General features: G+C 52.9%; 28 protein-coding genes and 2 pseudogenes. 17 read left to right on the forward strand and 13 right to left on the reverse strand.

Translation table 11 applies throughout. From position 1 onward, the window contains the following. Positions 1-10 precede the first annotated feature (10 nt). Together AC5JQI_RS01245 and AC5JQI_RS01250 are read left to right on the forward strand one after the other, a co-directional pair. Complete coding sequence (locus AC5JQI_RS01245) at positions 11-4,390, forward strand: RHS repeat-associated core domain-containing protein (RefSeq protein WP_493913456.1); 4,380 nt, start codon at positions 11-13, stop codon at positions 4,388-4,390. Continuing rightward, positions 4,387-4,737: a hypothetical protein gene (locus tag AC5JQI_RS01250; RefSeq protein WP_275391085.1), complete on the forward strand. Its 351-nt coding sequence runs from the start codon at positions 4,387-4,389 to the stop codon at positions 4,735-4,737. Before AC5JQI_RS01245 ends, AC5JQI_RS01250 begins: the two co-directional genes overlap by 4 nt. A 50-nt stretch (positions 4,738-4,787) precedes the next feature. Here AC5JQI_RS01250 and AC5JQI_RS01255 read toward each other — a convergent pair whose 3' ends face one another. Further along, positions 4,788-5,108: a SymE family type I addiction module toxin gene (locus AC5JQI_RS01255; RefSeq protein ID WP_275391087.1), complete on the reverse strand. Its 321-nt coding sequence runs from the start codon at positions 5,106-5,108 to the stop codon at positions 4,788-4,790. 75 nt (positions 5,109-5,183) lie between these two features. Next, positions 5,184-5,528 carry a helix-turn-helix domain-containing protein gene (locus AC5JQI_RS01260; RefSeq protein WP_338149561.1) on the reverse strand — a complete coding sequence of 115 codons (345 nt, stop codon included), beginning with the start codon at positions 5,526-5,528 and terminating at the stop codon, positions 5,184-5,186. 129 nt (positions 5,529-5,657) lie between these two features. On the opposite strand from AC5JQI_RS01260, the gene AC5JQI_RS01265 reads away from it, so the two are divergent. From AC5JQI_RS01265 to xerC (AC5JQI_RS01275), 3 genes are read left to right on the forward strand one after another with little or no spacing between them, the layout of a single operon-like run. Continuing rightward, positions 5,658-8,321, forward strand: a complete 2,664-nt coding sequence (locus AC5JQI_RS01265; RefSeq protein ID WP_275391089.1) for a CHC2 zinc finger domain-containing protein — start codon at positions 5,658-5,660, stop codon at positions 8,319-8,321. A gap of 8 nt (positions 8,322-8,329) precedes the next feature. Then, positions 8,330-8,506, forward strand: a complete 177-nt coding sequence (locus AC5JQI_RS01270) for a hypothetical protein (protein ID WP_275391090.1) — start codon at positions 8,330-8,332, stop codon at positions 8,504-8,506. Between the two features lie 33 nt (positions 8,507-8,539). Continuing rightward, on the forward strand, positions 8,540-9,502 hold the full coding sequence (gene xerC, locus AC5JQI_RS01275) for a site-specific tyrosine recombinase XerC (RefSeq protein ID WP_275391091.1): 963 nt from the start codon (positions 8,540-8,542) through the stop codon (positions 9,500-9,502). A gap of 331 nt (positions 9,503-9,833) precedes the next feature. Here the strand turns inward: xerC (AC5JQI_RS01275) and AC5JQI_RS01280 are convergent, their stop codons facing one another. Continuing rightward, complete coding sequence (locus AC5JQI_RS01280) at positions 9,834-10,058, reverse strand: hypothetical protein (RefSeq protein WP_275391092.1); 225 nt, start codon at positions 10,056-10,058, stop codon at positions 9,834-9,836. A gap of 364 nt (positions 10,059-10,422) precedes the next feature. Here AC5JQI_RS01280 and AC5JQI_RS01285 point away from each other — a divergent pair, with 364 nt between their 5' ends. Both AC5JQI_RS01285 and AC5JQI_RS01290 read left to right on the forward strand, forming a co-directional pair. Next, the gene (locus tag AC5JQI_RS01285) at positions 10,423-11,334 is read left to right on the forward strand and encodes an RHS repeat-associated core domain-containing protein (RefSeq protein ID WP_493913457.1); all 912 of its coding nucleotides are present in this window, start codon (positions 10,423-10,425) and stop codon (positions 11,332-11,334) included. Between the two features lie 13 nt (positions 11,335-11,347). After that, complete coding sequence (locus tag AC5JQI_RS01290; protein ID WP_275368666.1) at positions 11,348-11,818, forward strand: SMI1/KNR4 family protein; 471 nt, start codon at positions 11,348-11,350, stop codon at positions 11,816-11,818. Between the two features lie 132 nt (positions 11,819-11,950). Here AC5JQI_RS01290 and AC5JQI_RS01295 read toward each other — a convergent pair whose 3' ends face one another. Continuing rightward, complete coding sequence (locus AC5JQI_RS01295; protein ID WP_493913458.1) at positions 11,951-12,199, reverse strand: SymE family type I addiction module toxin; 249 nt, start codon at positions 12,197-12,199, stop codon at positions 11,951-11,953. A gap of 58 nt (positions 12,200-12,257) precedes the next feature. On the opposite strand from AC5JQI_RS01295, the gene AC5JQI_RS01300 reads away from it, so the two are divergent. Further along, complete coding sequence (locus AC5JQI_RS01300; RefSeq protein ID WP_493913459.1) at positions 12,258-12,989, forward strand: RHS repeat-associated core domain-containing protein; 732 nt, start codon at positions 12,258-12,260, stop codon at positions 12,987-12,989. Between the two features lie 7 nt (positions 12,990-12,996). Beyond that, on the forward strand, positions 12,997-13,296 hold the full coding sequence (locus tag AC5JQI_RS01305; protein WP_041982252.1) for a hypothetical protein: 300 nt from the start codon (positions 12,997-12,999) through the stop codon (positions 13,294-13,296). 50 nt (positions 13,297-13,346) lie between these two features. Here the strand turns inward: AC5JQI_RS01305 and AC5JQI_RS01310 are convergent, their stop codons facing one another. The 3 genes from AC5JQI_RS01310 to AC5JQI_RS01320 all read right to left on the reverse strand — a co-directional run bounded on the left by AC5JQI_RS01310 (position 13,347) and on the right by AC5JQI_RS01320 (position 14,297). Then, positions 13,347-13,544, reverse strand: a complete 198-nt coding sequence (locus AC5JQI_RS01310; protein ID WP_041982253.1) for a DUF7706 family protein — start codon at positions 13,542-13,544, stop codon at positions 13,347-13,349. A gap of 15 nt (positions 13,545-13,559) precedes the next feature. Further along, entirely contained in the window at positions 13,560-13,880 is a 321-nt protein-coding gene (locus AC5JQI_RS01315) for a SymE family type I addiction module toxin (protein ID WP_493913460.1), read from the reverse strand. A gap of 75 nt (positions 13,881-13,955) precedes the next feature. After that, positions 13,956-14,297 carry a helix-turn-helix domain-containing protein gene (locus AC5JQI_RS01320; RefSeq protein ID WP_045973410.1) on the reverse strand — a complete coding sequence of 114 codons (342 nt, stop codon included), beginning with the start codon at positions 14,295-14,297 and terminating at the stop codon, positions 13,956-13,958. Between the two features lie 130 nt (positions 14,298-14,427). Between AC5JQI_RS01320 and AC5JQI_RS01325 the strand changes: the two genes are divergently transcribed. The 3 genes from AC5JQI_RS01325 to xerC (AC5JQI_RS01335) are packed head-to-tail and all read left to right on the forward strand — an operon-like array spanning position 14,428 to position 18,281. After that, entirely contained in the window at positions 14,428-17,100 is a 2,673-nt protein-coding gene (locus AC5JQI_RS01325) for a CHC2 zinc finger domain-containing protein (protein ID WP_493913461.1), read from the forward strand. A gap of 8 nt (positions 17,101-17,108) precedes the next feature. Continuing rightward, positions 17,109-17,285 carry a hypothetical protein gene (locus tag AC5JQI_RS01330; protein ID WP_275391090.1) on the forward strand — a complete coding sequence of 59 codons (177 nt, stop codon included), beginning with the start codon at positions 17,109-17,111 and terminating at the stop codon, positions 17,283-17,285. A gap of 33 nt (positions 17,286-17,318) precedes the next feature. Then, positions 17,319-18,281, forward strand: a complete 963-nt coding sequence (xerC, locus tag AC5JQI_RS01335; RefSeq protein WP_275391091.1) for a site-specific tyrosine recombinase XerC — start codon at positions 17,319-17,321, stop codon at positions 18,279-18,281. 331 nt (positions 18,282-18,612) lie between these two features. On the opposite strand, the gene AC5JQI_RS01340 is transcribed toward xerC (AC5JQI_RS01335), so the two are convergent. After that, positions 18,613-18,837 carry a hypothetical protein gene (locus AC5JQI_RS01340; protein ID WP_275391092.1) on the reverse strand — a complete coding sequence of 75 codons (225 nt, stop codon included), beginning with the start codon at positions 18,835-18,837 and terminating at the stop codon, positions 18,613-18,615. Between the two features lie 268 nt (positions 18,838-19,105). Here AC5JQI_RS01340 and AC5JQI_RS01345 point away from each other — a divergent pair. From AC5JQI_RS01345 to tnpC (AC5JQI_RS01365), 5 genes and pseudogenes are all read left to right on the forward strand, one after another. Further along, positions 19,106-19,720 (forward strand): annotated as a pseudogene (locus AC5JQI_RS01345) (RHS repeat-associated core domain-containing protein); the annotation flags it as partial. Between the two features lie 395 nt (positions 19,721-20,115). After that, on the forward strand, positions 20,116-20,583 hold the full coding sequence (locus AC5JQI_RS01350; RefSeq protein ID WP_274728842.1) for a hypothetical protein: 468 nt from the start codon (positions 20,116-20,118) through the stop codon (positions 20,581-20,583). 308 nt (positions 20,584-20,891) lie between these two features. Continuing rightward, positions 20,892-21,221, forward strand: a complete 330-nt coding sequence (gene tnpA / locus AC5JQI_RS01355) for an IS66 family insertion sequence element accessory protein TnpA (RefSeq protein WP_493912782.1) — start codon at positions 20,892-20,894, stop codon at positions 21,219-21,221. After that, complete coding sequence (gene tnpB, locus AC5JQI_RS01360) at positions 21,218-21,571, forward strand: IS66 family insertion sequence element accessory protein TnpB (RefSeq protein ID WP_275358884.1); 354 nt, start codon at positions 21,218-21,220, stop codon at positions 21,569-21,571. Before tnpA (AC5JQI_RS01355) ends, tnpB (AC5JQI_RS01360) begins: the two co-directional genes overlap by 4 nt. Before the next feature lie 70 nt (positions 21,572-21,641). Beyond that, a complete protein-coding gene (tnpC, locus tag AC5JQI_RS01365; protein ID WP_493913462.1) occupies positions 21,642-23,144 on the forward strand; it encodes an IS66 family transposase in 1,503 nt (500 codons plus the stop codon). A 7-nt stretch (positions 23,145-23,151) separates the two neighbouring features. On the opposite strand, the pseudogene AC5JQI_RS01370 reads toward tnpC (AC5JQI_RS01365), so the two are convergent. The 5 genes and pseudogenes from AC5JQI_RS01370 to AC5JQI_RS01390 form a co-directional block, all read right to left on the reverse strand. Continuing rightward, positions 23,152-23,808: pseudogene (locus tag AC5JQI_RS01370) on the reverse strand (MFS transporter); the annotation flags it as partial. 19 nt (positions 23,809-23,827) lie between these two features. Then, complete coding sequence (gene tnpC, locus AC5JQI_RS01375; RefSeq protein ID WP_493913463.1) at positions 23,828-25,330, reverse strand: IS66 family transposase; 1,503 nt, start codon at positions 25,328-25,330, stop codon at positions 23,828-23,830. A gap of 70 nt (positions 25,331-25,400) precedes the next feature. Further along, positions 25,401-25,754 carry an IS66 family insertion sequence element accessory protein TnpB gene (tnpB, locus tag AC5JQI_RS01380; protein ID WP_275358884.1) on the reverse strand — a complete coding sequence of 118 codons (354 nt, stop codon included), beginning with the start codon at positions 25,752-25,754 and terminating at the stop codon, positions 25,401-25,403. Next, positions 25,751-26,080 (reverse strand): IS66 family insertion sequence element accessory protein TnpA, encoded by a 330-nt coding sequence (gene tnpA, locus AC5JQI_RS01385; RefSeq protein WP_493912782.1) that lies wholly within the window; start codon positions 26,078-26,080, stop codon positions 25,751-25,753. The genes tnpB (AC5JQI_RS01380) and tnpA (AC5JQI_RS01385) overlap by 4 nt, the downstream gene beginning before the upstream one ends. Before the next feature lie 37 nt (positions 26,081-26,117). Further along, entirely contained in the window at positions 26,118-26,564 is a 447-nt protein-coding gene (locus AC5JQI_RS01390) for an MFS transporter (protein WP_493913464.1), read from the reverse strand.

Below are 26,564 nucleotides of genomic sequence, written 5' to 3' on the forward strand. Positions count from 1 at the left end.
GGAGAACAATATGGGACTCAGTGATGAAATTGTGACGCGGATTGCCCGGGTGGGAGCAACCCATGCGGGCACGACATTGATGCCACCTTCACAACCAAGAGGTCCGGCAGCGGCTCGTGAAGGGGACCCAATCCAGCATTCGAGCTTTTTGGGGGCATTGGCGGGTGTCATTGCGGGAGCATTGATTGGCGCGGCTGTTTTTGCCGCTGCGTCTGCATTGATTGTCGGCACGGGTGGATTGGCTACAGCGGCAGTACTGGCACTTGGTACTGCGGGCACGCTGGCATTAGGAGGGCTGATCAGTGATGTCAGCTCGGCGGTGACCAATATGGTGAACAGCTTTGGCCCACCTGATGGGGCGATAAGCTCGGGTTCACCCAATGTGCAGATTGAAGGAAAGGCCGCGGCCCGGGCTACCGTTGACCTGGCAGCATGCAGCAAACACCCGCCCCCGTTGATAGCGCAGGGAAGTGAATCGGTCTTTATCAACGACCAGCCTGCGGCGCGGGTAGACGACAAACTGGTTTGCGGTGCCACCATCAAGGGTGGGGCAAGTAAGGTGTTTATTGGTTCTGGTCAGGGCACTTACCTTCAAGTTGAAGAAGAATTCTCTGGCTGGCAGCGGGCCTTGTTGATTGCCGTCGAATTTGTGGTTCCACCTTCGCGAGGGCTGGCAAAGGGCCTTGGAAAACTGCTGACCAAAACAGGCCGGCAGGCTGTAGTGAGGGGGGCGCTGAAGGGAGCAATAAAAGTTGGGGAAAGAGCGCTTGGTAAGACGCTGAAGTGTGCCAAGATCGCTTTCAAAGAAACCAAGGGATTAAAGCGTTACTGGGCGGGTACAAAAAAATTCTTTACGGGTGACCCGATTGATGTGACAACCGGTGCGCTGTTTGATCAGCGGGTCGATATTGAATTGGGGCAAACGGTCCCCCTGCAATTTATACGCAGCTGGTCACCGGGACAGCGGGGATTGCTGGGTGAAAATTGGAGCGATAATTTCTCGGAATGTGCAATAGTAACCGGAGATCGCATAGAGATCCTCACCACAGAAGGCGCATCGTTGCACTTTGCTTTGCCGGAAAGTGTTGATCACAGCATTAACCCAGAACATCCGGATTTTACTCTGAGCAGAGCAAAACAGGGGCTTGTACTGACAGAACGGAATCATCCGGTGCGTAAATATTTTACCCTTCTGGGCGCTTCAAGCCTGTCCGGTGAGAAACGCTGGCTGCTGGCGGAACACCGTGATCGTAACGGTAATACTTTGCACTTTCATTATGATGAGCAGCATCAGCTTATTAAGGTGACCCATAGTGATGGCCCTGAATTAGTGCTGGGATACCGTGAAGATGGCTTACTGACAGAAATCCGACGCAGTGACAATGGATTAAATGAGGTAATGGCGCAGTATGGTTATCACGATAATGGTTGGTTAGCAGATGCAGACAGCCTCCAGCAGTTTCACTTGTTTTATGACTATAATGAACAGGGCCTGATTAGCCGCTGGTCCGATGGTGACCAGACGGCGGTAGATTATCGCTACGATGCACAGGGACGTTGTATTGATAGTGTGGGGAGTGGAGAGTTTTATCCTGTTCACCTGACTTATGAACCGGGCATCACCCGCTCAACAACCCCGCAGGGCCATACCACGACGTGGCATTATAACGAGGCACAGCAGGTCACGCAGATGGAAACACCGTGTGGTCATGTCACCCGTTATGAGTACGATGAGTGGGGTAACCTGCGGCGTCAGATTTTACCGGAGGGGCAAATCCTGACGCTGGATTATCTGGCTGATACGGGGCTGGTGACGGCTTTTACCGATGCTGGCGGGGCCATATGGCAGTATCATTATGATGAGGCAGACCGGCTGATTAGCATGACGGATCCGCTCGGCCGTGTCTGGTGGCAGCAGTATGATGACAAGGGCAACGCGGCATGTTTTATTGCCCCCGATGGCAGCAAGACCACCCTGACCCGTAATGAATTCGGGCTGGTTATCGCCGCCGAAGACAATGAGGGAAACAAACGGACGTGGGAATATGACCGCCACCAGCGGCTGACGAAACTATTTGATGAAGAAAATCGCAGCCTGCGGCTGGGTTACGACAGTCATGACCGCTTGCAGCGGCTTGCTTCGGGGGCCGGAGCCTTGTGGTTGTGGGATTATGACCGCCATCACCGGGTGTCCTTAAGTGACCGCCCTAACAACAGCGTGGAACGTCTTCGTCATGACCGCCACGGCAACCTGACGGAGTGGACTGATGCCCGCGGGGTGAAATGGCATATCGAATACGGGCCGTTTGACCTGCCGGTGGCGCGTGTGGATGGTGAAGGCCACCGTTGGCAGTACCGCTATGACCACGACCGCCTGCAACTGTTGGCAGTGATTAACCCGCAGGGAGAAAGTTATCGTTATACACTGGATGCAGACGGGCGAGTGGTAACGGAAACCGACTATGCGGGTACACAGTGGCATTATGCCTATGATGGCAACGGTAACTGCGTTGAAAAACGTGATGCGCTGAACAACATTACCTGTTATGAATACGATGCCGCCCAGCGGATGACGGCGATGCACGCTCCGGAAGGTACGACCACCTACCGTTACGATATCCTCGGCCGTCTTCTGGACGTTGCGGCACCAGACAGTGTGCCGCTGACGTTTGAATATGATGACAAAGACCGCCTGGTTAAAGAAATTCAGCCTTACGGCGAAATTACGCGCGATTATCCGGATAATGTGACGGCAGAAAGAATCCTCCACACTCCAGATGGCCGAAGCTGGCAGGCGGGTACCCAAGCCAACAACGTGGGTGAACTCAAACGGCTCAGCATCAGTGATGAGCATCAGCTCACGCTTGAGCGGGATGACGACGGGCACGAATGGCACCGCCAGTCAGACAAGGGCTTTATCCTGCGTCAGGCACATTCCCTGATGGGACAACTGACGGCGCAACGTGCCGGGCGTAATACCGAGTTTTTTGCCGCCCATGAAGTGGCGGATATTCCCCAACCGACATTGTCCGGGCTGGACCGGGAATATCGCTACGATGCGGCCCTGAATCTGGTGGCCGCCAACGATGAACGGCAGTGGCTGCGTTATGTGGTCAACGGTAACGGTCAGGTCACGTCGGTCAGCGACGGCGAACGGCTGCGGGAGCATTATCAGTATGATGCCTGCGGTTACCCCGCCCGCCGTTTCGACGGTCGCCACGATATTGACAACGAACGGCTCTACCAGAAAGGCCACCGGCTGCGGCAGGCGGGTCAGCATCTGTTTGAGTATGACGAGGCGGGGCGGATGACCGCCATGCAGGTGTGGGAAGACGGTCACCGCCCGCAGCTCACGAAGTTCCGCTGGAACAGCCAGAATCAGCTGACCGGTGTCCTGACGCCGGGCGGCCAGCAGTGGGACTATCGCTATGACGCTTTCGGGCGGCGCACGGAAAAAGTGTGCGAGCGGGCGGGCAGCCGCACCACCTATCTGTGGGACGGCGATGTGCCGGCGGAAATCCGCGAATACCGGCACAACCGGCTGTACAGCATCCGGCATTTAGTGTTTGATGGCTGGCAGCTGCTGGCGCAGCAGGTGCAGTTCTTTACCCTGAACCCGGAGAACCGCCATGAACTGATGGCGGGCGATATCCAGACCCAGTATGCGGTGTGTGCCCCGACCGGTGAGCCACTGGCGCTGTTTGATGCCGCCGGGCACCGGGTCTGGCGCCGGCCGCCGCAGAGCCTGTACGGGCTGCGTCTGGGGGTGTTGGGAGAAAATGCGGAACTGAACCCGGGCTTACAGTTCGCCGGCCAATTTTTGGATGACGAGAGCGGGCTGGTCTACAATCGGCTTAGGTATTACTCGCCGGTTGCGGGTGTGTACCTGACGCCAGATCCGATCGGATTGGTTGGAGGGAAAAATCCTTATTCTTACGTGTCAAATCCGACAGGTTGGATCGACCCGCTGGGATTGACTCCTTGTTCTGGAAGCTCTGGAATAAAAGATTGGGCCGTTGATGAATATGGAACTTTGAGGGGATTAGTCAAAGGTAAAAACTTAGGCCTTGATGCTCACCATGCTGGCCAAAAAGCAATAATGAAAGATCTTGTGAACAAGTATGATCCAAATACTGGACCAGCTATTCTAGTGCCAAAAGCCGGTCACACAAAATCCAGAGGTGATTTAGGTGTTGTATCAAGAAGTACGAAACACCCAGCAACGGGAGAAAAATTCACTAATGCTAGAGATTTGATTGCTCGTGATATAAGAGAATTAAGGCGGGTTTATCCTGAAATACCTAATAAGATACTTAAAGATCTTATTAATATGAATAAGAAGATGTATCCAGAGGTCAGATTCAAGTGTGTTGATAAGGTAATAAAATGAAAAATGATGAGAAAGTAGTAGGATCTATTTTTAGTGAACTGTTTGATGATAATTTTTTGAATTACAAAGATAATTTAACAAAGGAGTCAAGCGATAATCAAGATGGCGTCTATTCAAGAGCTAAGAGAGCGCTATCAAAATTAGATAATGAAGATCAAACAGCTATTTTTAATTTCTTTAAGGTAATCATGTCTGATACCGCATCAACTATTTTTGGAACTATTGATGGTTCTCATTTTCCGCCAAATATCGATGGTGATTTTGCATTATTGTATGAAGATGAAGAAATACAAGGAAGCCTGCAAGATTTATTTATAGAAAAAGCCGAAGATAGAGACATTTATTAATTAAGGTAATAAAGCCGGAAAGATCCTTGTGATCTTCCGGCTGTTTACCATTATCCCGCCTTATAATCCCCTATCAGTTCCTGCATCCGCAGCTTAATTTCACTGATTTGCTCGCGCTGGCGCTGGTATTGCTGTTTGAAGTTGTTCGTCTCGTCACTATCGGGTATCAGTACTAAACAGCCATCCATGATCTTCACTGTGACCGAGCCGCCAATCTCAAACCCCGCAGCTTTAAGCCATTGCCCTTTAAGATGTATCGCGGGCGGGGCGTTATCCTTGTTGTTTTGCGGCACGTATCCCACGGTGTAATAACGTTCTGTTTTTGCGGCTTTATTTACCGCACGGTTTTGCTTAGAATGCGCCTTAGCCATCATTCAACTCCTCAGTAGTTGCTTGTGGTGAGCAGCGTGTTCGGGTGCCAGCCCGAATACGTTGCGTTAATATAGTTACTTCATCATCTTAGAAGACCAGCGTTCAGCTTCGTACTTAATGATCATGCCTTCCAGCACTTCCTTTATTACCTGCCGCTGTTCCGGTTGCATGTTGCTGATAGCCTGAAACTGTAAAGCCAAGTCGCTATCAGGCTGTAGCTCTTTATCTTCAAATATCAATGAATCCGTTGTGACCCGCAATGTCTGCGCTATCTTCTTAATCGCTTCCAGCGACGGTAACGACACCCCGCCTTCATAGCGTTTTACCTGCGTGACATGAATCCCAATAGCATCCGCAAATGCCTGTTGTGACAAGCCTTTTTTCTTGCGCAGGGTGATGAGCCTGTTAGCAATACTCATTGAATTAAACCAGTCTGAGAAATTTGCCATCATTCTATCCCCTAAAAAGTGCTTGCTTTGTATTGGTATCCTATCGGATACTAAATAAAAGAGCAATGGAATCTTGACGTGTTTTATGGAGATCATGATATGGCTCGCATCCCGGAAGCCGAGTTGCAACACTTAAAATCCGCCGTCTCCTTAGTGGCGGTTATTGAGCAGCAGGGGCGGAAGTTAACCCCACGTGGCAAAGATATGACTGTGCTGTGCCCGTTCCATCAGGAGAAAACGCCCTCGATGGTGATCACGCCGTCAAAAAACCTCTATCACTGCTTTGGCTGCGATGCCGGCGGGTCGGTGCTGGACTGGGTGATGAAAACCGAAGGGTTGAGCCTGCGTCATGCTTGCGAACGGTTGCGGGCGATGCTCGGCCACAATCCGGCCGTGGAGCCGTTGCTTGATTCATCGGCACTCATCCGGGAGGCGGTCGGGCAACAAACCCTGCTGTTACGGGTGGTTGAGTTCTATCACCAGACCTTGCTCAATGCGCCGGAAGTGCATCAATACCTGAAAAAACGTCGTCTCGATCATCCCGAACTGGTCAGCCATTTTAAACTCGGCTTTGCCAACCGCACCCTCGGTTACCGGCTACCGGAGAAAAAACTGAAAGCCGGGGCCGAGATCCGCGTCCGGCTTCAGGCGGTCGGGTTGTTGCGTGAGAGCGGCCATGAACACTTCAGCGGCTCGCTTGTGGTGCCGGTGCTGGATTTACACGGGCAGGTACAAGAAATGTACGGCCGCAAAATCACTGACCGCCTGCGGGCAGGTACACCGCTGCATCTGTATCTGCCGGGCGCGCATGGCGGGGTCTGGAATGAAGCCGGGTTGGTCGGTTCGGCCTCGGTGATCCTGTGTGAATCGCTCATTGATGCGATGTCGTTCTGGTGTGCGGGCTATCGGCATGTGACCTGTTCGTATGGGGTTCACGGGTTTACCGATGCCCATCGAACCGCCTTCCGGCAACACGGGATACAGCAGGTGCATATCGCCTATGACAATGACAAAGCCGGCAATGAAGCGGCGGGGCGACTGGCGGCCGAGCTGCAACTGGCCGGGCTGGATGTCTGGCGGGTCGTATTCCCCGAAGGCCGCGATGCCAATCGTTTTAGCTGCGAAGTCGCCAACCCGGAAAATGCCTTCGGTCAGTTACTGGACTCGGCACAATGGCTGGGTGAGCCAGCGCACTGGCCACTGACAGACACAAATCCGGGCATCGTGGCACCCGTGTCGGCGGCTTTAGTGCCGGAGCCGGGTGTGGTCACGACACTTGCCGACAACGGGGATATCCTTGTCCGGCAGGACGGGCAGGAATGGCGGATACGCGGTGCGCAGCAGAAAGCCGGCGCCACGGTGATGAAAGTGAATGTGCAGTTAATCGACAACCACAGCAGCGCGCTGTTCGTGGACAGCCTCGATATCCTGAGCGCCCGTGCCCGGTCGGCCTTCGTGCGTCAGGCTTCTCAGGAGCTGGCCTTACCGGAAACGCTGATTAAGCGTGAGCTGGGGCGGGTGTTACTGGTGCTGGAACAACGTGCATGGGCAGATGCGGACACGGCGCAGGCCGCTAACTCCCTGAGTGCTGATGAACAACATGCCGCCGAAGCCTTGCTGAAAGACCCCGAACTTATCAGCCGTATCACCGCTGACCTGAGCGCCTGCGGGGTTGTCGGTGAATCGACCAACCTGTTGGCGGGCTATCTGGCCGCCGTGAGCCGCAAACTGCCCAAACCCTTAGCCGTCCTGATACAAAGCAGCAGCGCCGCCGGAAAATCATCATTGATGGACGCGGTGCTCAACCTGATACCGGAAGAAGAACGCATCCAGTACAGCGCCATGACCGGGCAGAGCCTGTTCTACCTCGGTGAAACCAATCTCCAGCACAAGATACTGGCTATCGCCGAAGAAGAAGGGGTGCGGCAGGCGGCCTATGCGCTCAAGCTGTTGCAGAGTGACGGCGAGCTGACGATGGCGAGCACGGGCAAGGATGAAGCGACCGGGAACCTCGTCACCAAAAGCTACACGGTGAAAGGCCCGGTGATGCTGATGCTGACGACCACGGCGATCGATGTCGATGAAGAGTTATTGAATCGCTGTCTGGTGCTGACTATCAATGAAACCCGCGAACAGACCGAAGCGATCCATGCCTTGCAGCGCCACAAACAAACCCTTGAGGGCTTACTGGCGGAGAACGAGCGGGACTATCTCACGGCATTACACCAGAACGCCCAGCGGCTGCTTAAACCCCTGAATGTCGTCAATCCCTACGCCAGCCAGTTGACGTTCCTGTCAGACAAAACCCGTACCCGCCGCGACCACATGAAATACCTGACGCTCATCCAGAGCATCGCCCTGTTGCACCAGTACCAGCGGGACATCAAGACGGCCGAACATCGCGGCCGGAAACTGGCCTACATCGAAGTGACCAAAGACGATATTAAACTGGCGAACCAGCTCGCGCACGAGATATTAGGCCGAACGCTGGACGAGATGCCGCCGCAGACCCGCAAGTTACTGCTGCTGATACAAGCCTGGATACGAGAAAATGGTCAGCCCCGTCACGAGCAGATATTTACCCGCAAGCAGTTGCGCGATGCCGTTCAATGGGGCGATACCCAGCTCAAAATCCATCTCTCACGACTGGTTGAAATGGAATACCTGCTGCTGCACCGGCGCGGGCTGACGTTCGCCTATGAACTGCTGTTTGACGGCGACGGCAGTGACGTGGCGCACCTGAACGGCCTTATCGTGCCGTGAAGGACAGTATGACTTGTTCCGGTCGGGGTAAAAGGATCAGTGGTCGCTCCTCAGTCGGCGTGCAGTCGGCAGGCGGTCGGAAACGTAAAATCCCCGCCAAGGCAGGAACAGCAAGGCTTAGCAGCAAACCGGTCGGGTTAAGTAAAAAAACACTGTTCCGGCAGATTAAAGCGCAAAGATCATAACCGTATTCTTTCCCCCACAGCGAGGCATTTATCATGGCATCATTGGCACTCAGACAACAGATCCAACACTTCCTCGAACACCTTGACACCCTGCGTTATGCGCGGGATACCCAGTCAAATTACCGCAGTGCCCTGATGGAGTTCGCCCGTTGGTGTGACGGGCGCGGGTTAAGCAGCGCGCAGCAGGTGAGTTTCGCCCATCTGGAAAGCTGGCAACGTTCACTGTCAGCGAAAAAAAATCGTCAGGGTTACCCTATTCTGGCCTGCACTATCGTGAAAAAACTGAGCCATGTCCGCCATCTGTTCGACTGGCTGGTCAAACGGCAATACCTGCTGTATAACCCTGCCCTCAGTCTGGAACGGCCCCGGACAGAAAAGCGTTTGCCGGGGCACATTCTGAGCGAACAAGAAATCCAGCGCATTTTGAGTCTGACCCTTGATGAATCTCCGATGGGCGTGCGTGACCGGGCGATGATGGAAACGTTGTGGAGCAGCGGCATCCGGCGTTCAGAAGCGCAGCGGTTACAGGTCGGCGATGTGGATTTTAGTCACGGCGTGATATTTATCCGACAGGGAAAAGGCCGTAAAGATCGGATGGTGCCATTAGGCCAATCGGCGATGGATTGGTTGCAACGCTACCTGAATGACGTGCGTCCGCGTCTGGTGTGGGGCAAAGATCCGGGTCACCTGTTTTTGTCACGCCGGGGTAAAGTGATGAGCGGTTCCAGCATGACCCTGCTGGTTCGCGATGCCTTGCACCGTGCCGGGATCGAAAAGCCCGGCGCCTGTCACCTGTTCCGGCATTCAATGGCGACGCAGATGTTAGAAAACGGGGCGGATACCCGGCACATTCAGGCGATATTAGGGCACGCGAGCCTGGACTCCACGCAAATTTATACGCATGTCGCCATCGGACACTTAAAAAAAGTGCATCAGAAAACGCATCCGGCAGAGCGTGACCATCCGGCAAAGCCGGACGCCGAACCGAAACCCTGACGCACCGGACACCCCGAGCCTCCCCGTTGAGATGGGTAGGGTTCGGTGCAGGGGCAGACCGTGACCGGACTGCCCGTTGGCATCGGCGTTGGCGGGGGTAAATAGGCAATGACCGGCCTAATCTACAACGCCCCCGTTAAGTCTACAGCGGCCGGCCAAAGCCTATTCAACATAATGTAGGGGAATTAGGCGAAATTCGCCGTCCGGCCACGCAATCCACCTAAACATCGTGCAGCGGCTCACATCGCCTAATTAACATTATGTCTTGCGCCCCCGCTGGTCAGCATCGCAGGGTGTGGCGCACAAGGCTGCGCCTTCTGCTGTCAGCTTCTCAGCCAGTCCTTGGCAATCCGTGTTCTTCTTTAGCTGCCTTGCTGCGTCCAGCCACCCCCCCTGAAGGCAGGTCGGCCTGCGGCCTCCGTTTTACCTCCCCCGCCCCGACCCCGCTGCATTGGCTGCGCGCGGCTCGCACTGCGCGTTGCTCGTTACCGTGCTCGCCATCTCCGCCCCGTGCAGCCCCCGCAGGGGGCTTCCCTTGAACAAAACTCGTTGTCATGCAAACACGGTGTTACATCTGAAACACCAGTGCCTCAGAGCGTCGCAAGGCGCCGCTTGCAGGCTCTCTGCCGCCCGCACCCGCAGAACGGCCGCCCGCCGCCCGGCAAGCCGGGCAACGTTCGCCCGTTGCCGAAAAATCTCAAAGTGCACGTCGGGGTCAAAAAAATGACCAGGGCTAAATGGGCGTAATCCGTCACCCTGAAAGCCTTGCCCTGCATGGGCTGGCGCAGCCATGACGGTATGACTGCATCGGAAATGATGTTCCCCGCTGGAACAGCCAGAATCAGCTGACCGGTGTCCTGACCCCGGGCGGCCAGCAGTGGGACTATCGCTATGACGCCTTCGGGCGGCGCACGGAAAAAGTGTGCGAGCGGGCGGGCAGCCGCACCACCTACCTGTGGGACGGGGATGTGCCGGCAGAAATCCGCGAATACCGGCACAACCGGCTGTACAGTATCCGCCATCTTGTATTCGACGGCTGGCAGTTGCTGGCGCAGCAGGTGCAGTTTTTTACCCTGAACCCGGACAACCGCCAGGAACTGGTGGCGGGCGATATCCAGACCCAGTATGCGGTGTGTGCCCCGACGGGGGAGCCGCTGGCACTGTTCGATACCGCCGGGCATCGGGTCTGGCGCCAGCCGCCGCAGAGCCTGTACGGGCTGCGTCTGGGGGTATTGGGGGAAAATGCCGAACTGAACCCGGGCTTAAAGTTTGCTGGCCAATTTTTGGATGACGAGAGCGGGCTGGTCTACAACCGGTTCCGGTATTATTCGGCGGTAGCGGGCTGTTATCTGACGCCCGACCCGATTGGGCTGGAAGGGGGAGCAAACCCGTATGCCTATGTATCTAATCCCACGAATTGGATCGATCCGCTAGGGTTAGCCAAATGCTGGTCAGCTAAAAATGTTGCAGGTAGAAAAGTTTATCAAAATAACGATTTATTTGACCCCCATCATATTGATGAATATGGAAAAACAAATATTCAACGAATGAAGAAAGGGAATGCTCCTATTGGTAAGGACGGATTAGAAATAAACCTTCATCATGTTACTCAAGATGAGCCAGGTCCAATGGCTGAAATTTTAAGTAGCACTCATAGTAAACATGATCGTAAGTTACATATGTTCTCTAATCAGTGGGATAAAACCTGGGTTGGTCCTGATGGTGTAAGGCGTAGATATAATAGTGCACCACCATCAATGAACCGGCGCCCATTTAACCGCTGGAAGAAAAAATATTGGAGAGAAAGAGCATTGGACTTTTTAACTCCTTAATAGGAATAACGATATGAATTATATAGATCTAATTGAAAAGGAAATGATAGCAAGCGGGGAAGAAATTCTTTCTAGTGGCGGAGCTGATATAGGTACTATTAGCGAGTTTGAATCATTACTGGGTGTTGCTTTTCCTGAATCATATAAAGCTTTCTTACAAAAATATGGAACGCTTGCTTTTGGTGGGGATAATTATTATGGGGTAACTAAAAAAGGCATAAATGGAGATCAAGCCCCATGTGTTCTGTATGTAACAAAGCAGGCTAGAGATGCAGGTGACATAGATAAAGGGATGATTAAAATAAAATCATCAGGATATGGACCTTCTTATTCTATTGATACTAATACCATAGGAAAGACAGGAGAGGCTGTAGTCGTCGAAACTGAACTATCTTTCAAAAGAGATGGTGTCAAAAATATAATTGCAGATAGTTATGCTGAGTTTCTTTTAGAAGAAATCAGAGAAGCTATAGAAGATTTATAAAAGTTATTAATAATTAACAAGCCAGACAAATCTGGCTTGTTCTTTTTAAAATGAAACACTTTACCCCACTTTATAATCCCCAATCAGTTCCCGCATCCTGAGCTTAATCTCACTGATTTGTTCGCGCTGGCGCTAGTATTGCTGTTTGAGGTTGTTCGTCTCGTCACTGTCGGGGATCAATACCAGACAGCCCTCCATAATTTTCACCGTGACCGCGCCGCCAATCTCAAAGCCCGCCGCTTTAAGCCATTGCCCTTTCAGATGTATCGCGGGCGGGGCTGTGGCTTTGTCATTTTGCGGGACGTATCCCACGGTGTAATAACGTTCTGTTTTCGCGGCTTTATTTTGAGCACGGTTTTGCTTAGAATGCGCCTTAGCCATATTCAACTACAGTATCCGCCACCTCGTCTTTGATGGCTGGCAGCTGCTGACGCAGCAGGTGCAGTTCTTTACCCTGAACCCGGACAACCGCCATGAACTGATTGCCGGGGAAATTCAGACCCAGTATGCGGTCTGTGCCCCGACGGGCGAACCGCTGGCGTTGTTTGATACGGCGGGTCACCGGGTCTGGCGCCAGCCGCCGCAGAGCCTGTACGGGCTGCGTCTGGGGGTGTTGGGGGAAAACGCGGAACTGAACCCGGGGAACCAATTCGCAGGCCAATGGCTGGATGACGAGAGCGGGCTGGTCTACAACCGGTTTAGGTATTATTCGGCGGTGGCGGGGCAGTATCTGACACCGGATCCGATCGGGCTACATGGTGGTGAGAATCCCTATGCTTATGTGGAAAATCCAACGGGATGGGTAGACCCATTCGGGTTAGCACCTTGTCCAACCCCGCCTAAAAAAATCAACCTAACTAAAGATGGTGTTCAGCATGTTAAGGATAGGCATGTTGGTAACGTTCCTGGCTGGTCACACAAGAGTAAGTGGACTCTCAATAATGCTGATGTCAAATCAACCATAAGGAATGTATTCCGTAAGCCAGATAGAGTTATTCGCGATGGTGATCGTTTTATCTATGAAAAAACTTTGAAAAGGGATGTAGGTATAACCCCAGAGGGGGAAATGTTGAATAAAGTAAGGGTTGTGACTGAATCAAATGGTGATCTAGTTACGGCATTCCCGCAAAGTGTGTTTAAAGATCTTAAGCCAACCGATGTGATTTTTTGAGGATATTATGGGACTAGATATACATTTTACGACAAAAAATAATGAAATTATTCATGTTGTTATGAGCGAAACCCTACATTCAAATATATTCTCCTCTTCAACCAGATGGAGTAGTGCAAAGAATTTAAGAAAGATTAAGGATTACTATAAAACTGATTGTTTATTGAAGAACAAGGATGCCAGTTCTTTTATTCACGAATTGTCTGAAATGAAAGACAGAATCATTGAAGGAAAAGATGAGCTGCATAAGATCATTGAAAAAATAAACGGAAAAGAAATCAGTTTTATTAGAATAAGCGGTGATTAGTAATCCTTGAAATCAGCCGGAAGATCCCCGTGATCTTCCGGCTTTTTTATTTACCGTGGCGAGTACCCGTGCCAGGCCAGCGCCGACTGTAACCGCCCGATCGCATCCTTAATCAGCCAGGCTTCATTGTCATTTACCGCACTGGCGCGTATCTCCGCCCAGCTCAGCCGCTTAACCAGTTGCGCCAGTGCCATCGCTTCCTCGTGGCTCAGGTGCACTTCCTCCAGTTGCTCAATCCCAGTTCTCATGTTAGCCACCTTCCCTTAAACGGTTTTGTAGTCACCAATCAGTTCCCGCATCCTGAGCTTAATTTCACTGATTTGCTCGCGCTGGCGCTGGTATTGCTGTTTGAGGCTGTTCGTCTCGTCACTGTCAGGGATCAGCACTAAACAGCCCTCCATAATTTTCACCGTGACCGAGCCGCCAATCTCAAACCCCGCCGCTTTAAGCCATTGCCCCTTAAGGTGGATCGCGGGCGGGGCTGTGGCCTTTTCGTTTTGCGGGACGTATCCCACGGTGTAATAACGTTCTGTTTTGGTGGCTTTATTTACCGCGCGGTTTTGCTTAGAATGCGCCTTAGCCATGTTCAACTCCTTCTTAGTTGCTTATGGTGAGCAGCGTGTTCGGGTGCCAGCCCGAATACGTTGCGTTAATCGTTTTTACTTCATCTTGGAAGACCAGCGTTCAGCTTCGTACTTAATGATCATGCCTTCCAGCACTTCCTTAATGACCTGCCGCTGTTCCGGCTGCATGTTGCTGATAGCCTGAAACTGTAGAGCTAAATCGCTATCAGGTTGTAGCTCATTGTCTTCAAATATCAATGAATCCGTCGTCACGCGCAATGTCTGCGCGATCTTCTTAATCGCTTCCAGCGACGGTAACGAAATCCCGCCTTCATAGCGTTTTATCTGTGTCACGTGAATGCCGATAGCATCCGCCAGTGCCTGTTGTGACAAGCCTTTTTGCTTGCGCAGGGTGATGAGTCTGTTAGCAATACTCATTGAATTAAACCAGTCAGAGAAATTTGCCGTCATTCTATCCCCCAAAAAGTGCTTGCTTTATATTGGTATCTTATCGGATACTAAATAAAAGAGAAATGGAATATTGACGCAATTTTAGGAAGGTCACTTTATGGCTCGCATTCCCGACGCAGAATTACAGCACCTGAAAGCCGCCGTCTCCTTAGTGGCGGTTATCGAGCAGCAGGGGAGGAAGTTAACCCCGCGCGGCAAGGACATGACCGTGCGGTGCCCGTTCCATCAGGAGAAAACGCCCTCGATGGTGATCACGCCGTCGAAGAACCTCTATCACTGCTTTGGCTGTAACGCGGGCGGGTCGGTGCTGGACTGGGTGATGCAAACCGAAGGCTTGAGCCTGCGTCATGCGGTTGAGTGGTTGCGGGGCACGCTGGGCGAAAATCCGGCTGTTCAGCCGCTGGTTGAGTCGCCCGAATCGCCGTTGCTGGCCGAGAATGAAGCCGGGCGGCAGGCATTGCTGCACCGGGTGGTTGAGTTTTATCACCATACCCTGCTCAACGCGCCGGAGATGCAGGCATTCCTGAGCGCACGCAAGCTCAACCATCCTGAACTGGTCGCCCATTTTAAGCTGGGCTTTGCTAACCGCACGCTGGGCTATCGGTTGCCCGCCAAACAGTTGAAAGCCGGAGCTGAAATCCGCGCCCGCCTGCGGTCGGTCGGGGTATTGCGGGAGAACGGGCGTGAGCACCTGCGCGGCTCGCTGGTTGTGCCGGTGATAACGCCGGAGGGGCAGGTACGGGAACTCTACGGCCGCAAAATCTGCGATCGTGTACGACCGGGTACACCGCTACATCTGTACCTGCCGGGTGCGCATGGCGGGGTCTGGAATGAAGCCGGGTTGGTCGGTTCGGCCTCGGTGATCCTGTGTGAATCGCTCATTGATGCGATGTCGTTCTGGTGTGCGGGCTATCGGCATGTGACCTGTTCGTATGGGGTTCACGGGTTTACCGATGCCCATCGAACCGCCTTCCGGCAACACGGGATACAGCAGGTGCATATCGCCTATGACAATGACAAAGCCGGCAATGAAGCGGCGGGGCGACTGGCGGCCGAGCTGCAACTGGCCGGGCTGGATGTCTGGCGGGTCGTATTCCCCGAAGGCCGCGATGCCAATCGTTTTAGCTGCGAAGTCGCCAACCCGGAAAATGCCTTCGGTCAGTTACTGGACTCGGCACAATGGCTGGGTGAGCCAGCGCACTGGCCACTGACAGACACAAATCCGGGCATCGTGGCACCCGTGTCGGCGGCTTTAGTGCCGGAGCCGGGTGTGGTCACGACACTTGCCGACAACGGGGATATCCTTGTCCGGCAGGACGGGCAGGAATGGCGGATACGCGGTGCGCAGCAGAAAGCCGGCGCCACGGTGATGAAAGTGAATGTGCAGTTAATCGACAACCACAGCAGCGCGCTGTTCGTGGACAGCCTCGATATCCTGAGCGCCCGTGCCCGGTCGGCCTTCGTGCGTCAGGCTTCTCAGGAGCTGGCCTTACCGGAAACGCTGATTAAGCGTGAGCTGGGGCGGGTGTTACTGGTGCTGGAACAACGTGCATGGGCAGATGCGGACACGGCGCAGGCCGCTAACTCCCTGAGTGCTGATGAACAACATGCCGCCGAAGCCTTGCTGAAAGACCCCGAACTTATCAGCCGTATCACCGCTGACCTGAGCGCCTGCGGGGTTGTCGGTGAATCGACCAACCTGTTGGCGGGCTATCTGGCCGCCGTGAGCCGCAAACTGCCCAAACCCTTAGCCGTCCTGATACAAAGCAGCAGCGCCGCCGGAAAATCATCATTGATGGACGCGGTGCTCAACCTGATACCGGAAGAAGAACGCATCCAGTACAGCGCCATGACCGGGCAGAGCCTGTTCTACCTCGGTGAAACCAATCTCCAGCACAAGATACTGGCTATCGCCGAAGAAGAAGGGGTGCGGCAGGCGGCCTATGCGCTCAAGCTGTTGCAGAGTGACGGCGAGCTGACGATGGCGAGCACGGGCAAGGATGAAGCGACCGGGAACCTCGTCACCAAAAGCTACACGGTGAAAGGCCCGGTGATGCTGATGCTGACGACCACGGCGATCGATGTCGATGAAGAGTTATTGAATCGCTGTCTGGTGCTGACTATCAATGAAACCCGCGAACAGACCGAAGCGATCCATGCCTTGCAGCGCCACAAACAAACCCTTGAGGGCTTACTGGCGGAGAACGAGCGGGACTATCTCACGGCATTACACCAGAACGCCCAGCGGCTGCTTAAACCCCTGAATGTCGTCAATCCCTACGCCAGCCAGTTGACGTTCCTGTCAGACAAAACCCGTACCCGCCGCGACCACATGAAATACCTGACGCTCATCCAGAGCATCGCCCTGTTGCACCAGTACCAGCGGGACATCAAGACGGCCGAACATCGCGGCCGGAAACTGGCCTACATCGAAGTGACCAAAGACGATATTAAACTGGCGAACCAGCTCGCGCACGAGATATTAGGCCGAACGCTGGACGAGATGCCGCCGCAGACCCGCAAGTTACTGCTGCTGATACAAGCCTGGATACGAGAAAATGGTCAGCCCCGTCACGAGCAGATATTTACCCGCAAGCAGTTGCGCGATGCCGTTCAATGGGGCGATACCCAGCTCAAAATCCATCTCTCACGACTGGTTGAAATGGAATACCTGCTGCTGCACCGGCGCGGGCTGACGTTCGCCTATGAACTGCTGTTTGACGGCGACGGCAGTGACGTGGCGCACCTGAACGGCCTTATCGTGCCGTGAAGGACAGTATGACTTGTTCCGGTCGGGGTAAAAGGATCAGTGGTCGCTCCTCAGTCGGCGTGCAGTCGGCAGGCGGTCGGAAACGTAAAATCCCCGCCAAGGCAGGAACAGCAAGGCTTAGCAGCAAACCGGTCGGGTTAAGTAAAAAAACACTGTTCCGGCAGATTAAAGCGCAAAGATCATAACCGTATTCTTTCCCCCACAGCGAGGCATTTATCATGGCATCATTGGCACTCAGACAACAGATCCAACACTTCCTCGAACACCTTGACACCCTGCGTTATGCGCGGGATACCCAGTCAAATTACCGCAGTGCCCTGATGGAGTTCGCCCGTTGGTGTGACGGGCGCGGGTTAAGCAGCGCGCAGCAGGTGAGTTTCGCCCATCTGGAAAGCTGGCAACGTTCACTGTCAGCGAAAAAAAATCGTCAGGGTTACCCTATTCTGGCCTGCACTATCGTGAAAAAACTGAGCCATGTCCGCCATCTGTTCGACTGGCTGGTCAAACGGCAATACCTGCTGTATAACCCTGCCCTCAGTCTGGAACGGCCCCGGACAGAAAAGCGTTTGCCGGGGCACATTCTGAGCGAACAAGAAATCCAGCGCATTTTGAGTCTGACCCTTGATGAATCTCCGATGGGCGTGCGTGACCGGGCGATGATGGAAACGTTGTGGAGCAGCGGCATCCGGCGTTCAGAAGCGCAGCGGTTACAGGTCGGCGATGTGGATTTTAGTCACGGCGTGATATTTATCCGACAGGGAAAAGGCCGTAAAGATCGGATGGTGCCATTAGGCCAATCGGCGATGGATTGGTTGCAACGCTACCTGAATGACGTGCGTCCGCGTCTGGTGTGGGGCAAAGATCCGGGTCACCTGTTTTTGTCACGCCGGGGTAAAGTGATGAGCGGTTCCAGCATGACCCTGCTGGTTCGCGATGCCTTGCACCGTGCCGGGATCGAAAAGCCCGGCGCCTGTCACCTGTTCCGGCATTCAATGGCGACGCAGATGTTAGAAAACGGGGCGGATACCCGGCACATTCAGGCGATATTAGGGCACGCGAGCCTGGACTCCACGCAAATTTATACGCATGTCGCCATCGGACACTTAAAAAAAGTGCATCAGAAAACGCATCCGGCAGAGCGTGACCATCCGGCAAAGCCGGACGCCGAACCGAAACCCTGACGCACCGGACACCCCGAGCCTCCCCGTTGAGATGGGTAGGGTTCGGTGCAGGGGCAGACCGTGACCGGACTGCCCGTTGGCATCGGCGTTGGCGGGGGTAAATAGGCAATGACCGGCCTAATCTACAACGCCCCCGTTAAGTCTACAGCGGCCGGCCAAAGCCTATTCAACATAATGTAGGGGAATTAGGCGAAATTCGCCGTCCGGCCACGCAATCCACCTAAACATCGTGCAGCGGCTCACATCGCCTAATTAACATTATGTCTTGCGCCCCCGCTGGTCAGCATCGCAGGGTGTGGCGCACAAGGCTGCGCCTTCTGCTGTCAGCTTCTCAGCCAGTCCTTGGCAATCCGTGTTCTTCTTTAGCTGCCTTGCTGCGTCCAGCCACCCCCCCTGAAGGCAGGTCGGCCTGCGGCCTCCGTTTTACCTCCCCCGCCCCGACCCCGCTGCATTGGCTGCGCGCGGCTCGCACTGCGCGTTGCTCGTTACCGTGCTCGCCATCTCCGCCCCGTGCAGCCCCCGCAGGGGGCTTCCCTTGAACAAAACTCGTTGTCATGCAAACACGGTGTTACATCTGAAACACCAGTGCCTCAGAGCGTCGCAAGGCGCCGCTTGCAGGCTCTCTGCCGCCCGCACCCGCAGAACGGCCGCCCGCCGCCCGGCAAGCCGGGCAACGTTCGCCCGTTGCCGAAAAATCTCAAAGTGCACGTCGGGGTCAAAAAAATGACCAGGGCTAAATGGGCGTAATCCGTCACCCTGAAAGCCTTGCCCTGCATGGGCTGGCGCAGCCATGACGGTATGACTGCATCGGAAATGATGTTCCCCGCTGGAACAGCCAGAATCAGCTGACCGGTGTCCTGACGCCGGGCGGCCAGCAGTGGGACTATCGCTATGACGCTTTCGGGCGGCGCACGGAAAAAGTGTGCGAGCGGGCGGGCAGCCGCACCACCTATCTGTGGGACGGCGATGTGCCGGCGGAAATCCGCGAATACCGGCACAACCGGCTGTACAGCATCCGGCATTTAGTGTTTGATGGCTGGCAGTTGCTGGCGCAGCAGGTGCAGTTCTTTACCCTGAACCCGGACAACCGCCATGAGCTGATTGCCGGTAAAATCCAGACCCAGTATGCGGTCTGTGCCCCGACGGGCGAACCGCTGGCGTTGTTTGATACGGCCGGGCACCGGGTCTGGCGCCAGCCGCCGCAGAGTCTGTACGGACTACGTCTGGGTGTTCTGGGTGAAAATGCGGAACTGAATCCGGGGCTGCAATACGCCGGGCAATGGCTGGATGAAGAAAGCGGGCTGGTCTATAATCGGTTCCGGTATTACTCGGCGGTGGCGGGGCAGTATCTGACGCCGGATCCGATAGGGCTGGCGGGGGGAGTGAATCCCTATGCTTATGTGCAAAATCCCACGGGCTGGATCGATCCGCTGGGATTAAATAGCGGTAAGTGCGGCGATACGGTTTCTGTTTTTCGAGTCGAAACAGACCATGCAAATAGCAAGAGAATTTTTATTGATGAGAAGGGGAATGTCTCTATTCCTGATAAAGAGAGAATGTTATTTTTGAATTTCGGAGAAGAAAGTAGAGCGATGACTTTCCGTGGAACTGAAGGAGGAGATAAAATAATTAACACCTTCGAAGTTAAGCAATCTTTTCTAGATAAACTAAAAGAAACAGCCATTAGAGAAAGAGATGTAGGTAAAAGTAAGGCAAATAAAAGGTTGCCTCTTAAGGTTGATGTTAAAAAAGCGCCAAATCAATATGGATTAAGAACAGAACATATTAATGAGTTATTAAATGGCAATATCATACCAGGTTCGGGAAAAATATTATGACAATGTTAGAAACAATGAAAATTAAATTAGAGGATGAAAAAAATAGGGTCTTATCGTCCTTTTCTGTGGTTAAAGAAGATGAGGGATTTATCGTTAATTATGTTGCTAATTGTCACAAAAACAGTGCAAGTGATATTTTAGATAAAGTAAAAAAAACATTGTTATTGATTCATGAAAATAGTTTTCCGACTTGGCCTAGTGTTGATGAATGGAGCTCTATTTTACCGAAAGAATTTGTTAGTTCTTTTTCTGACGCTGATGATTCTGAAGACTGGACTCTTAATGATTGGTTATATTGGTTAGAGCCAGAGAACAGAACTTGGTTTTTATGGGATGCGAAGGAAATGGATAGTAAATGTTTAAAAATAAGCATAGTAGTTTATGAACATCCTTTCCCATGGGAAGCATTAGAAGTTTTATTTATGAAAATGGGAACTGATGAATTAGAAGAGGAAACTTTTTAATTATTTTCTATAAATAACATAAGATCTAATTGACAATAAATAGAGCCGGAAAGATCCCCGAGATCTTCCGGCTTTGTTCTGTTAAGAGCTGCTCAATCCCTGCCCTTAGCGGCTTTTGTAATCCCCAATCAACTCCCGCATTCTCAGCTTAATTTCACTGATTTGCTCAGTAAGCGTCAACTAAACCCCACCTTGCTTTTTCCATGGCAGCAGTTTTTCCAGAGTAAGCGTACGGGGAACCCCACCTAGCCAGGATAAATCCATTGATTAAAATAGTTTCACCTATTCTGATGATGGAAAAAACTCACATGAGCCAATCCAGGTTTACTCAAGCCGAGTGGCGGGACCTGTTTGAACAGCAGAAAAAATCCGAACTGACTGTCCCGCAGTTTTGCCAAAAAATCGGTGTGTCGACCACCCGGTTCTATCACCACCGCCAACGCACCTCCCATCCACCGGAAAAGCCGTCTGGGCTGGCTTCACCGTCTGCTTTTATTAACGTCAGCACCGCTCAGAAAAAATCCGCCTCATCCAGCCCACTCCCCATCTTATTTGAGACACCACAGGGCACACTGCGTTTTCCTGCCGGCACGGATAAGCATGTTATCATTGCGATTATTCGGGGGCTCGCCGCATGAAAATGTTTGTGGATGTGCCGGAGGTGTATTTGTGCCGCTCATTTATCGACTTCCGAAAATCCATCAACGGGCTGGCGGTCTGGGTAGAGCTGGAAATGCAACTGTCGCCGACGCAAACCGCGTTATTCCTCTTTTGCAACAAGAAGCGGGATAAACTCAAAATCCTCTACTGGGATAAAACCGGGTTTGCGCTCTGGTACAAACGGCTGGAGAACGCGAAATTCAAATGGCCCACCGCCGTCAACAGTGCCTCCCTGACCCTGACAGAGCAGCAACTGCACGGGTTGTTATCGGGTTATGAGGTCATCGGGCACCAGCCCTTCTCCGTCCAGGATTGCCATGTCGCCTGATCCCTTGATGATCATCAAACCAACGGGCATTAATTACGCTTTTTCGCCGGGGATGGCATAAAATGTCCCCATGAAAATTGATATTGATGCCCTGCCCAATGACCCCGCTGAACTGAAACGGCTGCTGATTAAGCAGTCGCAGCGGCTGGCCTTTTTGGAAGAGCAGTTCCGTTTAGCCCAACAAAAACGGTTTGGGGCTTCCTCGGAAGCGTTCCCCGGCCAGGGGGAGTTGTTTAACGAAGCGGAAGAAATTGCGCTGCCGGCTGAAACGGCCGCCGCACAGGAAATCCTCACACCTCCCCGCCGTAAGCCGACACGCAACCCCCTGCCCAAAGATTTACCGCGCGAAACCGTGTTCCATGATATCGCCGAGGAAGAAAAACAGTGTGCGTGCTGTGGCGGCAGGTTGCATCAGATGGGGGCAGATCACAGTGAAAAACTGTTGTTCATTCCCGCTCAAATCAGGGTGGTTGAGCATGTCCGCCCCAAATACGCCTGCCGTGAATGTGAAAAATCCGGCATTCAGACGCCTGTCAAACAAGCCTCCCTGCCAGCGATGCCCATCAAGAAAGGCATGGCGACCAGCAGCCTGCTCAGCCAGCTTATCACCAGTAAATATCAGTATGGGTTACCGCTGTACCGTCAGGAAAGTGTGTTCAAACAGTATGGCATTGACCTCAGCCGCCAGACCCAGAGTGACTGGATAGTAAAATCCGCGCAGTTGTTTGCGCCTTTGGTGACCAGGTTCAGGGAAACGCTGTTGCAACAACCGGTTCTCCATGCGGATGAAACCCCGGTGAAGGGGGTGACGTCTGAAAAAACGACCCATTACATGTGGGTCTATTGTGTGGGCACTGATACCCCCGAACCGGCGGCGCTCACACCGAATATTGTGCTGTATGACCACCAGGCCAGCCGTTCAGGCACCTGCGCTGCTGACTATCTCGCCGGTTTTCAAGGTTATCTGCAGGTGGATGGCTATCAAGGCTATGAGCAGACCGGTGCCCGGCTGGTCGGTTGCATGGCCCATGCCCGTCGTAAATTTATGGAAGCGAAGCAGGCGCAGGGAAAAAACAAAACGGGCAAAGCCGATATCGCGCTGAGCCTGATCCAGTCACTGTACCGGGTTGAGCATCAGATCAAGGGGTTAAGCCCGGCCGAAAAATACCGGATCCGCCAGGAAAAAGCGCTTCCTATCTGGGATAAGTTATCGGCCTGGCTGGTTAAAACCCAATCTCAGGTGATCCCCAAAAGCAAGCTGGGTGAGGCCGTGACTTACCTGAGTAATCAATGGCCCAAACTGATCCGCTATCGGGAGGATGGTCGTTTGTCGATCGACAATAACCGGGCAGAAAGGGCGATCAAACCGTTTGTCATCGGGCGAAAGGCGTGGCTGTTCAGCCATACCCCGCGCGGTGCGCAGGCGAGTGCGATCCTCTACAGTGTCATTGAAACGGCCAAAGCCAATGGCCTGATCCCCTTCGATTATGTCATGACCTGTTTGGATGAGTTATGCCAGCCCGCCCCGGATCTGGAAAAACTGCTGCCATGGAAAAAGCAAGGTGGGGTTTAGTTGACGCTTACCAAGTAGCGGCACGACCAGTCATTGCTGGAGATACATTCTGCGCCACAATGGTATATTCTAGACCAGCAATGGTGCCTATCAGAGTGAAGCTAATAGAGAGCAGCGGTAATAAAGGAACGATGTTGAAGATACATAAAATCTGTATTGTCAAAAACAGGGCAATACCTATCCCACCAACTTCCATAGGTTTAATATTGAACTTACCTGCCCACTCAGTGATAACACCCACAGAAAGTGAGCCGACAACGACAGCTCCCATTCCAACGAACAGGTAGAGCGAAGTGAGTGCATTACTGTAATGCCCGACATCCTGTAACCATTTGCCCATCCACAATCCCTGTAGCCCAAAAGCAACTGTATGAGGAAGCAGTAATAAGCTGATGACCTTACGAAACGTGTGATCTCTGTAGACATCAAGCAATGAAGCGAGACTTGGCCACTTTACCATTTTATGTTCAATTGGATCTTTGGGAACCCATACTGCGATGGCAATCATAACAATCAGAGTAACACTCGCCATCGCAAAGAATAGCGTTCGCCAGGAAACAAAGCCTACCAGCCAAGCAACTGGCAATGTCGACAGCATGGCTCCTATCCCTCCGGCTGCCAGTAAGTATCCATGAATAGAGGGTAGTTTACGATCAGGTACCCAAAAAGAAAGTAAGCGTCAACTAAACCCCACCTTGCTTTTTCCATGGCAGCAGTTTTTCCAGATCCGGCACGGGTTGGCATAACTCATCCAGGCAAGTCATGACATAATCGAAGGGGATCAGTCCATTGGCTTTGGCCGTTTCAATGACGCTGTAGAGGATCGCACTCGCCTGCGCACCGCGCGGGGTATGGCTGAACAGCCACGCCTTTCGCCCGATGACAAACGGTTTGATCGCCCTTTCTGCCCGGTTATTGTCGATCGACAAACGACCATCCTCCCGATAGCGGATCAGTTTGGGCCATTGATTACTCAGGTAAGTCACGGCCTCACCCAGCTTGCTTTTGGGGATCACCTGAGATTGGGTTTTAACCAGCCAGGCCGATAACTTATCCCAGATAGGAAGCGCTTTTTCCTGGCGGATCCGGTATTTTTCGGCCGGGCTTAACCCCTTGATCTGATGCTCAACCCGGTACAGTGACTGGATCAGGCTCAGCGCGATATCGGCTTTGCCCGTTTTGTTTTTTCCCTGCGCCTGCTTCGCTTCCATAAATTTACGACGGGCATGGGCCATGCAACCGACCAGCCGGGCACCGGTCTGCTCATAGCCCTGATAGCCATCCACCTGCAGATAACCTTGAAAACCGGCGAGATAGTCAGCAGCGCAGGTGCCTGAACGGCTGGCCTGGTGGTCATACAGCACAATATTCGGTGTGAGCGCCGCCGGTTCGGGGGTATCAGTGCCCACACAATAGACCCACATGTAATGGGTCGTTTTTTCAGACGTCACCCCCTTCACCGGGGTTTCATCCGCATGGAGAACCGGTTGTTGCAACAGCGTTTCCCTGAACCTGGTCACCAAAGGCGCAAACAACTGCGCGGATTTTACTATCCAGTCACTCTGGGTCTGGCGGCTGAGGTCAATGCCATACTGTTTGAACACACTTTCCTGACGGTACAGCGGTAACCCATACTGATATTTACTGGTGATAAGCTGGCTGAGCAGGCTGCTGGTCGCCATGCCTTTCTTGATGGGCATCGCTGGCAGGGAGGCTTGTTTGACAGGCGTCTGAATGCCGGATTTTTCACATTCACGGCAGGCGTATTTGGGGCGGACATGCTCAACCACCCTGATTTGAGCGGGAATGAACAACAGTTTTTCACTGTGATCTGCCCCCATCTGATGCAACCTGCCGCCACAGCACGCACACTGTTTTTCTTCCTCGGCGATATCATGGAACACGGTTTCGCGCGGTAAATCTTTGGGCAGGGGGTTGCGTGTCGGCTTACGGCGGGGAGGTGTGAGGATTTCCTGTGCGGCGGCCGTTTCAGCCGGCAGCGCAATTTCTTCCGCTTCGTTAAACAACTCCCCCTGGCCGGGGAACGCTTCCGAGGAAGCCCCAAACCGTTTTTGTTGGGCTAAACGGAACTGCTCTTCCAAAAAGGCCAGCCGCTGCGACTGCTTAATCAGCAGCCGTTTCAGTTCAGCGGGGTCATTGGGCAGGGCATCAATATCAATTTTCATGGGGACATTTTATGCCATCCCCGGCGAAAAAGCGTAATTAATGCCCGTTGGTTTGATGATCATCAAGGGATCAGGCGACATGGCAATCCTGGACGGAGAAGGGCTGGTGCCCGATGACCTCATAACCCGATAACAACCCGTGCAGTTGCTGCTCTGTCAGGGTCAGGGAGGCACTGTTGACGGCGGTGGGCCATTTGAATTTCGCGTTCTCCAGCCGTTTGTACCAGAGCGCAAACCCGGTTTTATCCCAGTAGAGGATTTTGAGTTTATCCCGCTTCTTGTTGCAAAAGAGGAATAACGCGGTTTGCGTCGGCGACAGTTGCATTTCCAGCTCTACCCAGACCGCCAGCCCGTTGATGGATTTTCGGAAGTCGATAAATGAGCGGCACAAATACACCTCCGGCACATCCACAAACATTTTCATGCGGCGAGCCCTCGAATAATCGCAATGATAACATGCTTATCCGTGCCGGCAGGAAAACGCAGTGTGCCCTGTGGTGTCTCAAATAAGATGGGGAGTGGGCTGGATGAGGCGGATTTTTTCTGAGCGGTGCTGACGTTAATAAAAGCAGACGGTGAAGCCAGCCCAGACGGCTTTTCCGGTGGATGGGAGGTGCGTTGGCGGTGGTGATAGAACCGGGTGGTCGACACACCGATTTTTTGGCAAAACTGCGGGACAGTCAGTTCGGATTTTTTCTGCTGTTCAAACAGGTCCCGCCACTCGGCTTGAGTAAACCTGGATTGGCTCATGTGAGTTTTTTCCATCATCAGAATAGGTGAAACTATTTTAATCAATGGATTTATCCTGGCTAGGTGGGGTTCCCCGTACGCTTACAAAAGAAAGCACCTTTATGGAACCCATAAAACAGGCTGCTAATCCTAGCCCAATGAGGATCCTAGCCAACAATAATGTAGTGAAATCCTGCCCAACTCCGAATAAAATAGCTCCAGCCACTGCAATACCTAAAAGAAATAGCTGTACACGTTTTGGACCATAGCGATCAAGAGCAAGTCCAACCGGCAGTTGTGCTAAAGAAAATGAAAAAAAGTAAGCACTTGATAAAATTCCAAGTTGTCCTGCTGACAGTGACATTGCTGAAATCAAAAACGGTGTTAATACCGCATTTATATTCCGGAATAGGAATGACGTGCAATGCCCAAATGCAAAAGGTAGAAATACACGAGTCATTACTTTAGACGAATTTAGAGATTGAGCCGATGATATTTCAGCCAT

Source organism: Xenorhabdus sp. XBWT (genome assembly GCF_059072735.1).

Coding starts and splice junctions, on each gene's coding strand:
- AC5JQI_RS01290 (WP_275368666.1), top strand. CDS start 11,348: ATGAATTATATAGATCTAATTGAAAAGGAAATGATAGCAAGCGGGGAA.
- xerC (WP_275391091.1), top strand. CDS start 8,540: ATGGCATCATTGGCACTCAGACAACAGATCCAACACTTCCTCGAACAC.
- AC5JQI_RS01245 (WP_493913456.1), top strand. CDS start 11: ATGGGACTCAGTGATGAAATTGTGACGCGGATTGCCCGGGTGGGAGCA.
- AC5JQI_RS01265 (WP_275391089.1), top strand. CDS start 5,658: ATGGCTCGCATCCCGGAAGCCGAGTTGCAACACTTAAAATCCGCCGTC.
- AC5JQI_RS01270 (WP_275391090.1), top strand. CDS start 8,330: ATGACTTGTTCCGGTCGGGGTAAAAGGATCAGTGGTCGCTCCTCAGTC.
- xerC (WP_275391091.1), top strand. CDS start 17,319: ATGGCATCATTGGCACTCAGACAACAGATCCAACACTTCCTCGAACAC.
- AC5JQI_RS01315 (WP_493913460.1), bottom strand. CDS start 13,880: ATGGCTAAGGCGCATTCTAAGCAAAACCGCGCGGTAAATAAAGCCACC.
- AC5JQI_RS01305 (WP_041982252.1), top strand. CDS start 12,997: ATGGGACTAGATATACATTTTACGACAAAAAATAATGAAATTATTCAT.
- tnpC (WP_493913463.1), bottom strand. CDS start 25,330: ATGAAAATTGATATTGATGCCCTGCCCAATGACCCCGCTGAACTGAAA.
- AC5JQI_RS01280 (WP_275391092.1), bottom strand. CDS start 10,058: ATGACAACGAGTTTTGTTCAAGGGAAGCCCCCTGCGGGGGCTGCACGG.
- tnpA (WP_493912782.1), bottom strand. CDS start 26,080: ATGAGCCAATCCAGGTTTACTCAAGCCGAGTGGCGGGACCTGTTTGAA.
- tnpB (WP_275358884.1), top strand. CDS start 21,218: ATGAAAATGTTTGTGGATGTGCCGGAGGTGTATTTGTGCCGCTCATTT.
- tnpC (WP_493913462.1), top strand. CDS start 21,642: ATGAAAATTGATATTGATGCCCTGCCCAATGACCCCGCTGAACTGAAA.
- AC5JQI_RS01295 (WP_493913458.1), bottom strand. CDS start 12,199: ATGGCTAAGGCGCATTCTAAGCAAAACCGTGCTCAAAATAAAGCCGCG.
- AC5JQI_RS01350 (WP_274728842.1), top strand. CDS start 20,116: ATGACAATGTTAGAAACAATGAAAATTAAATTAGAGGATGAAAAAAAT.
- AC5JQI_RS01310 (WP_041982253.1), bottom strand. CDS start 13,544: ATGAGAACTGGGATTGAGCAACTGGAGGAAGTGCACCTGAGCCACGAG.
- AC5JQI_RS01330 (WP_275391090.1), top strand. CDS start 17,109: ATGACTTGTTCCGGTCGGGGTAAAAGGATCAGTGGTCGCTCCTCAGTC.
- tnpB (WP_275358884.1), bottom strand. CDS start 25,754: ATGAAAATGTTTGTGGATGTGCCGGAGGTGTATTTGTGCCGCTCATTT.
- AC5JQI_RS01320 (WP_045973410.1), bottom strand. CDS start 14,297: ATGAGTATTGCTAACAGACTCATCACCCTGCGCAAGCAAAAAGGCTTG.
- AC5JQI_RS01390 (WP_493913464.1), bottom strand. CDS start 26,564: ATGGCTGAAATATCATCGGCTCAATCTCTAAATTCGTCTAAAGTAATG.
- AC5JQI_RS01255 (WP_275391087.1), bottom strand. CDS start 5,108: ATGGCTAAGGCGCATTCTAAGCAAAACCGTGCGGTAAATAAAGCCGCA.
- AC5JQI_RS01340 (WP_275391092.1), bottom strand. CDS start 18,837: ATGACAACGAGTTTTGTTCAAGGGAAGCCCCCTGCGGGGGCTGCACGG.
- AC5JQI_RS01260 (WP_338149561.1), bottom strand. CDS start 5,528: ATGAGTATTGCTAACAGGCTCATCACCCTGCGCAAGAAAAAAGGCTTG.
- tnpA (WP_493912782.1), top strand. CDS start 20,892: ATGAGCCAATCCAGGTTTACTCAAGCCGAGTGGCGGGACCTGTTTGAA.
- AC5JQI_RS01250 (WP_275391085.1), top strand. CDS start 4,387: ATGAAAAATGATGAGAAAGTAGTAGGATCTATTTTTAGTGAACTGTTT.
- AC5JQI_RS01325 (WP_493913461.1), top strand. CDS start 14,428: ATGGCTCGCATTCCCGACGCAGAATTACAGCACCTGAAAGCCGCCGTC.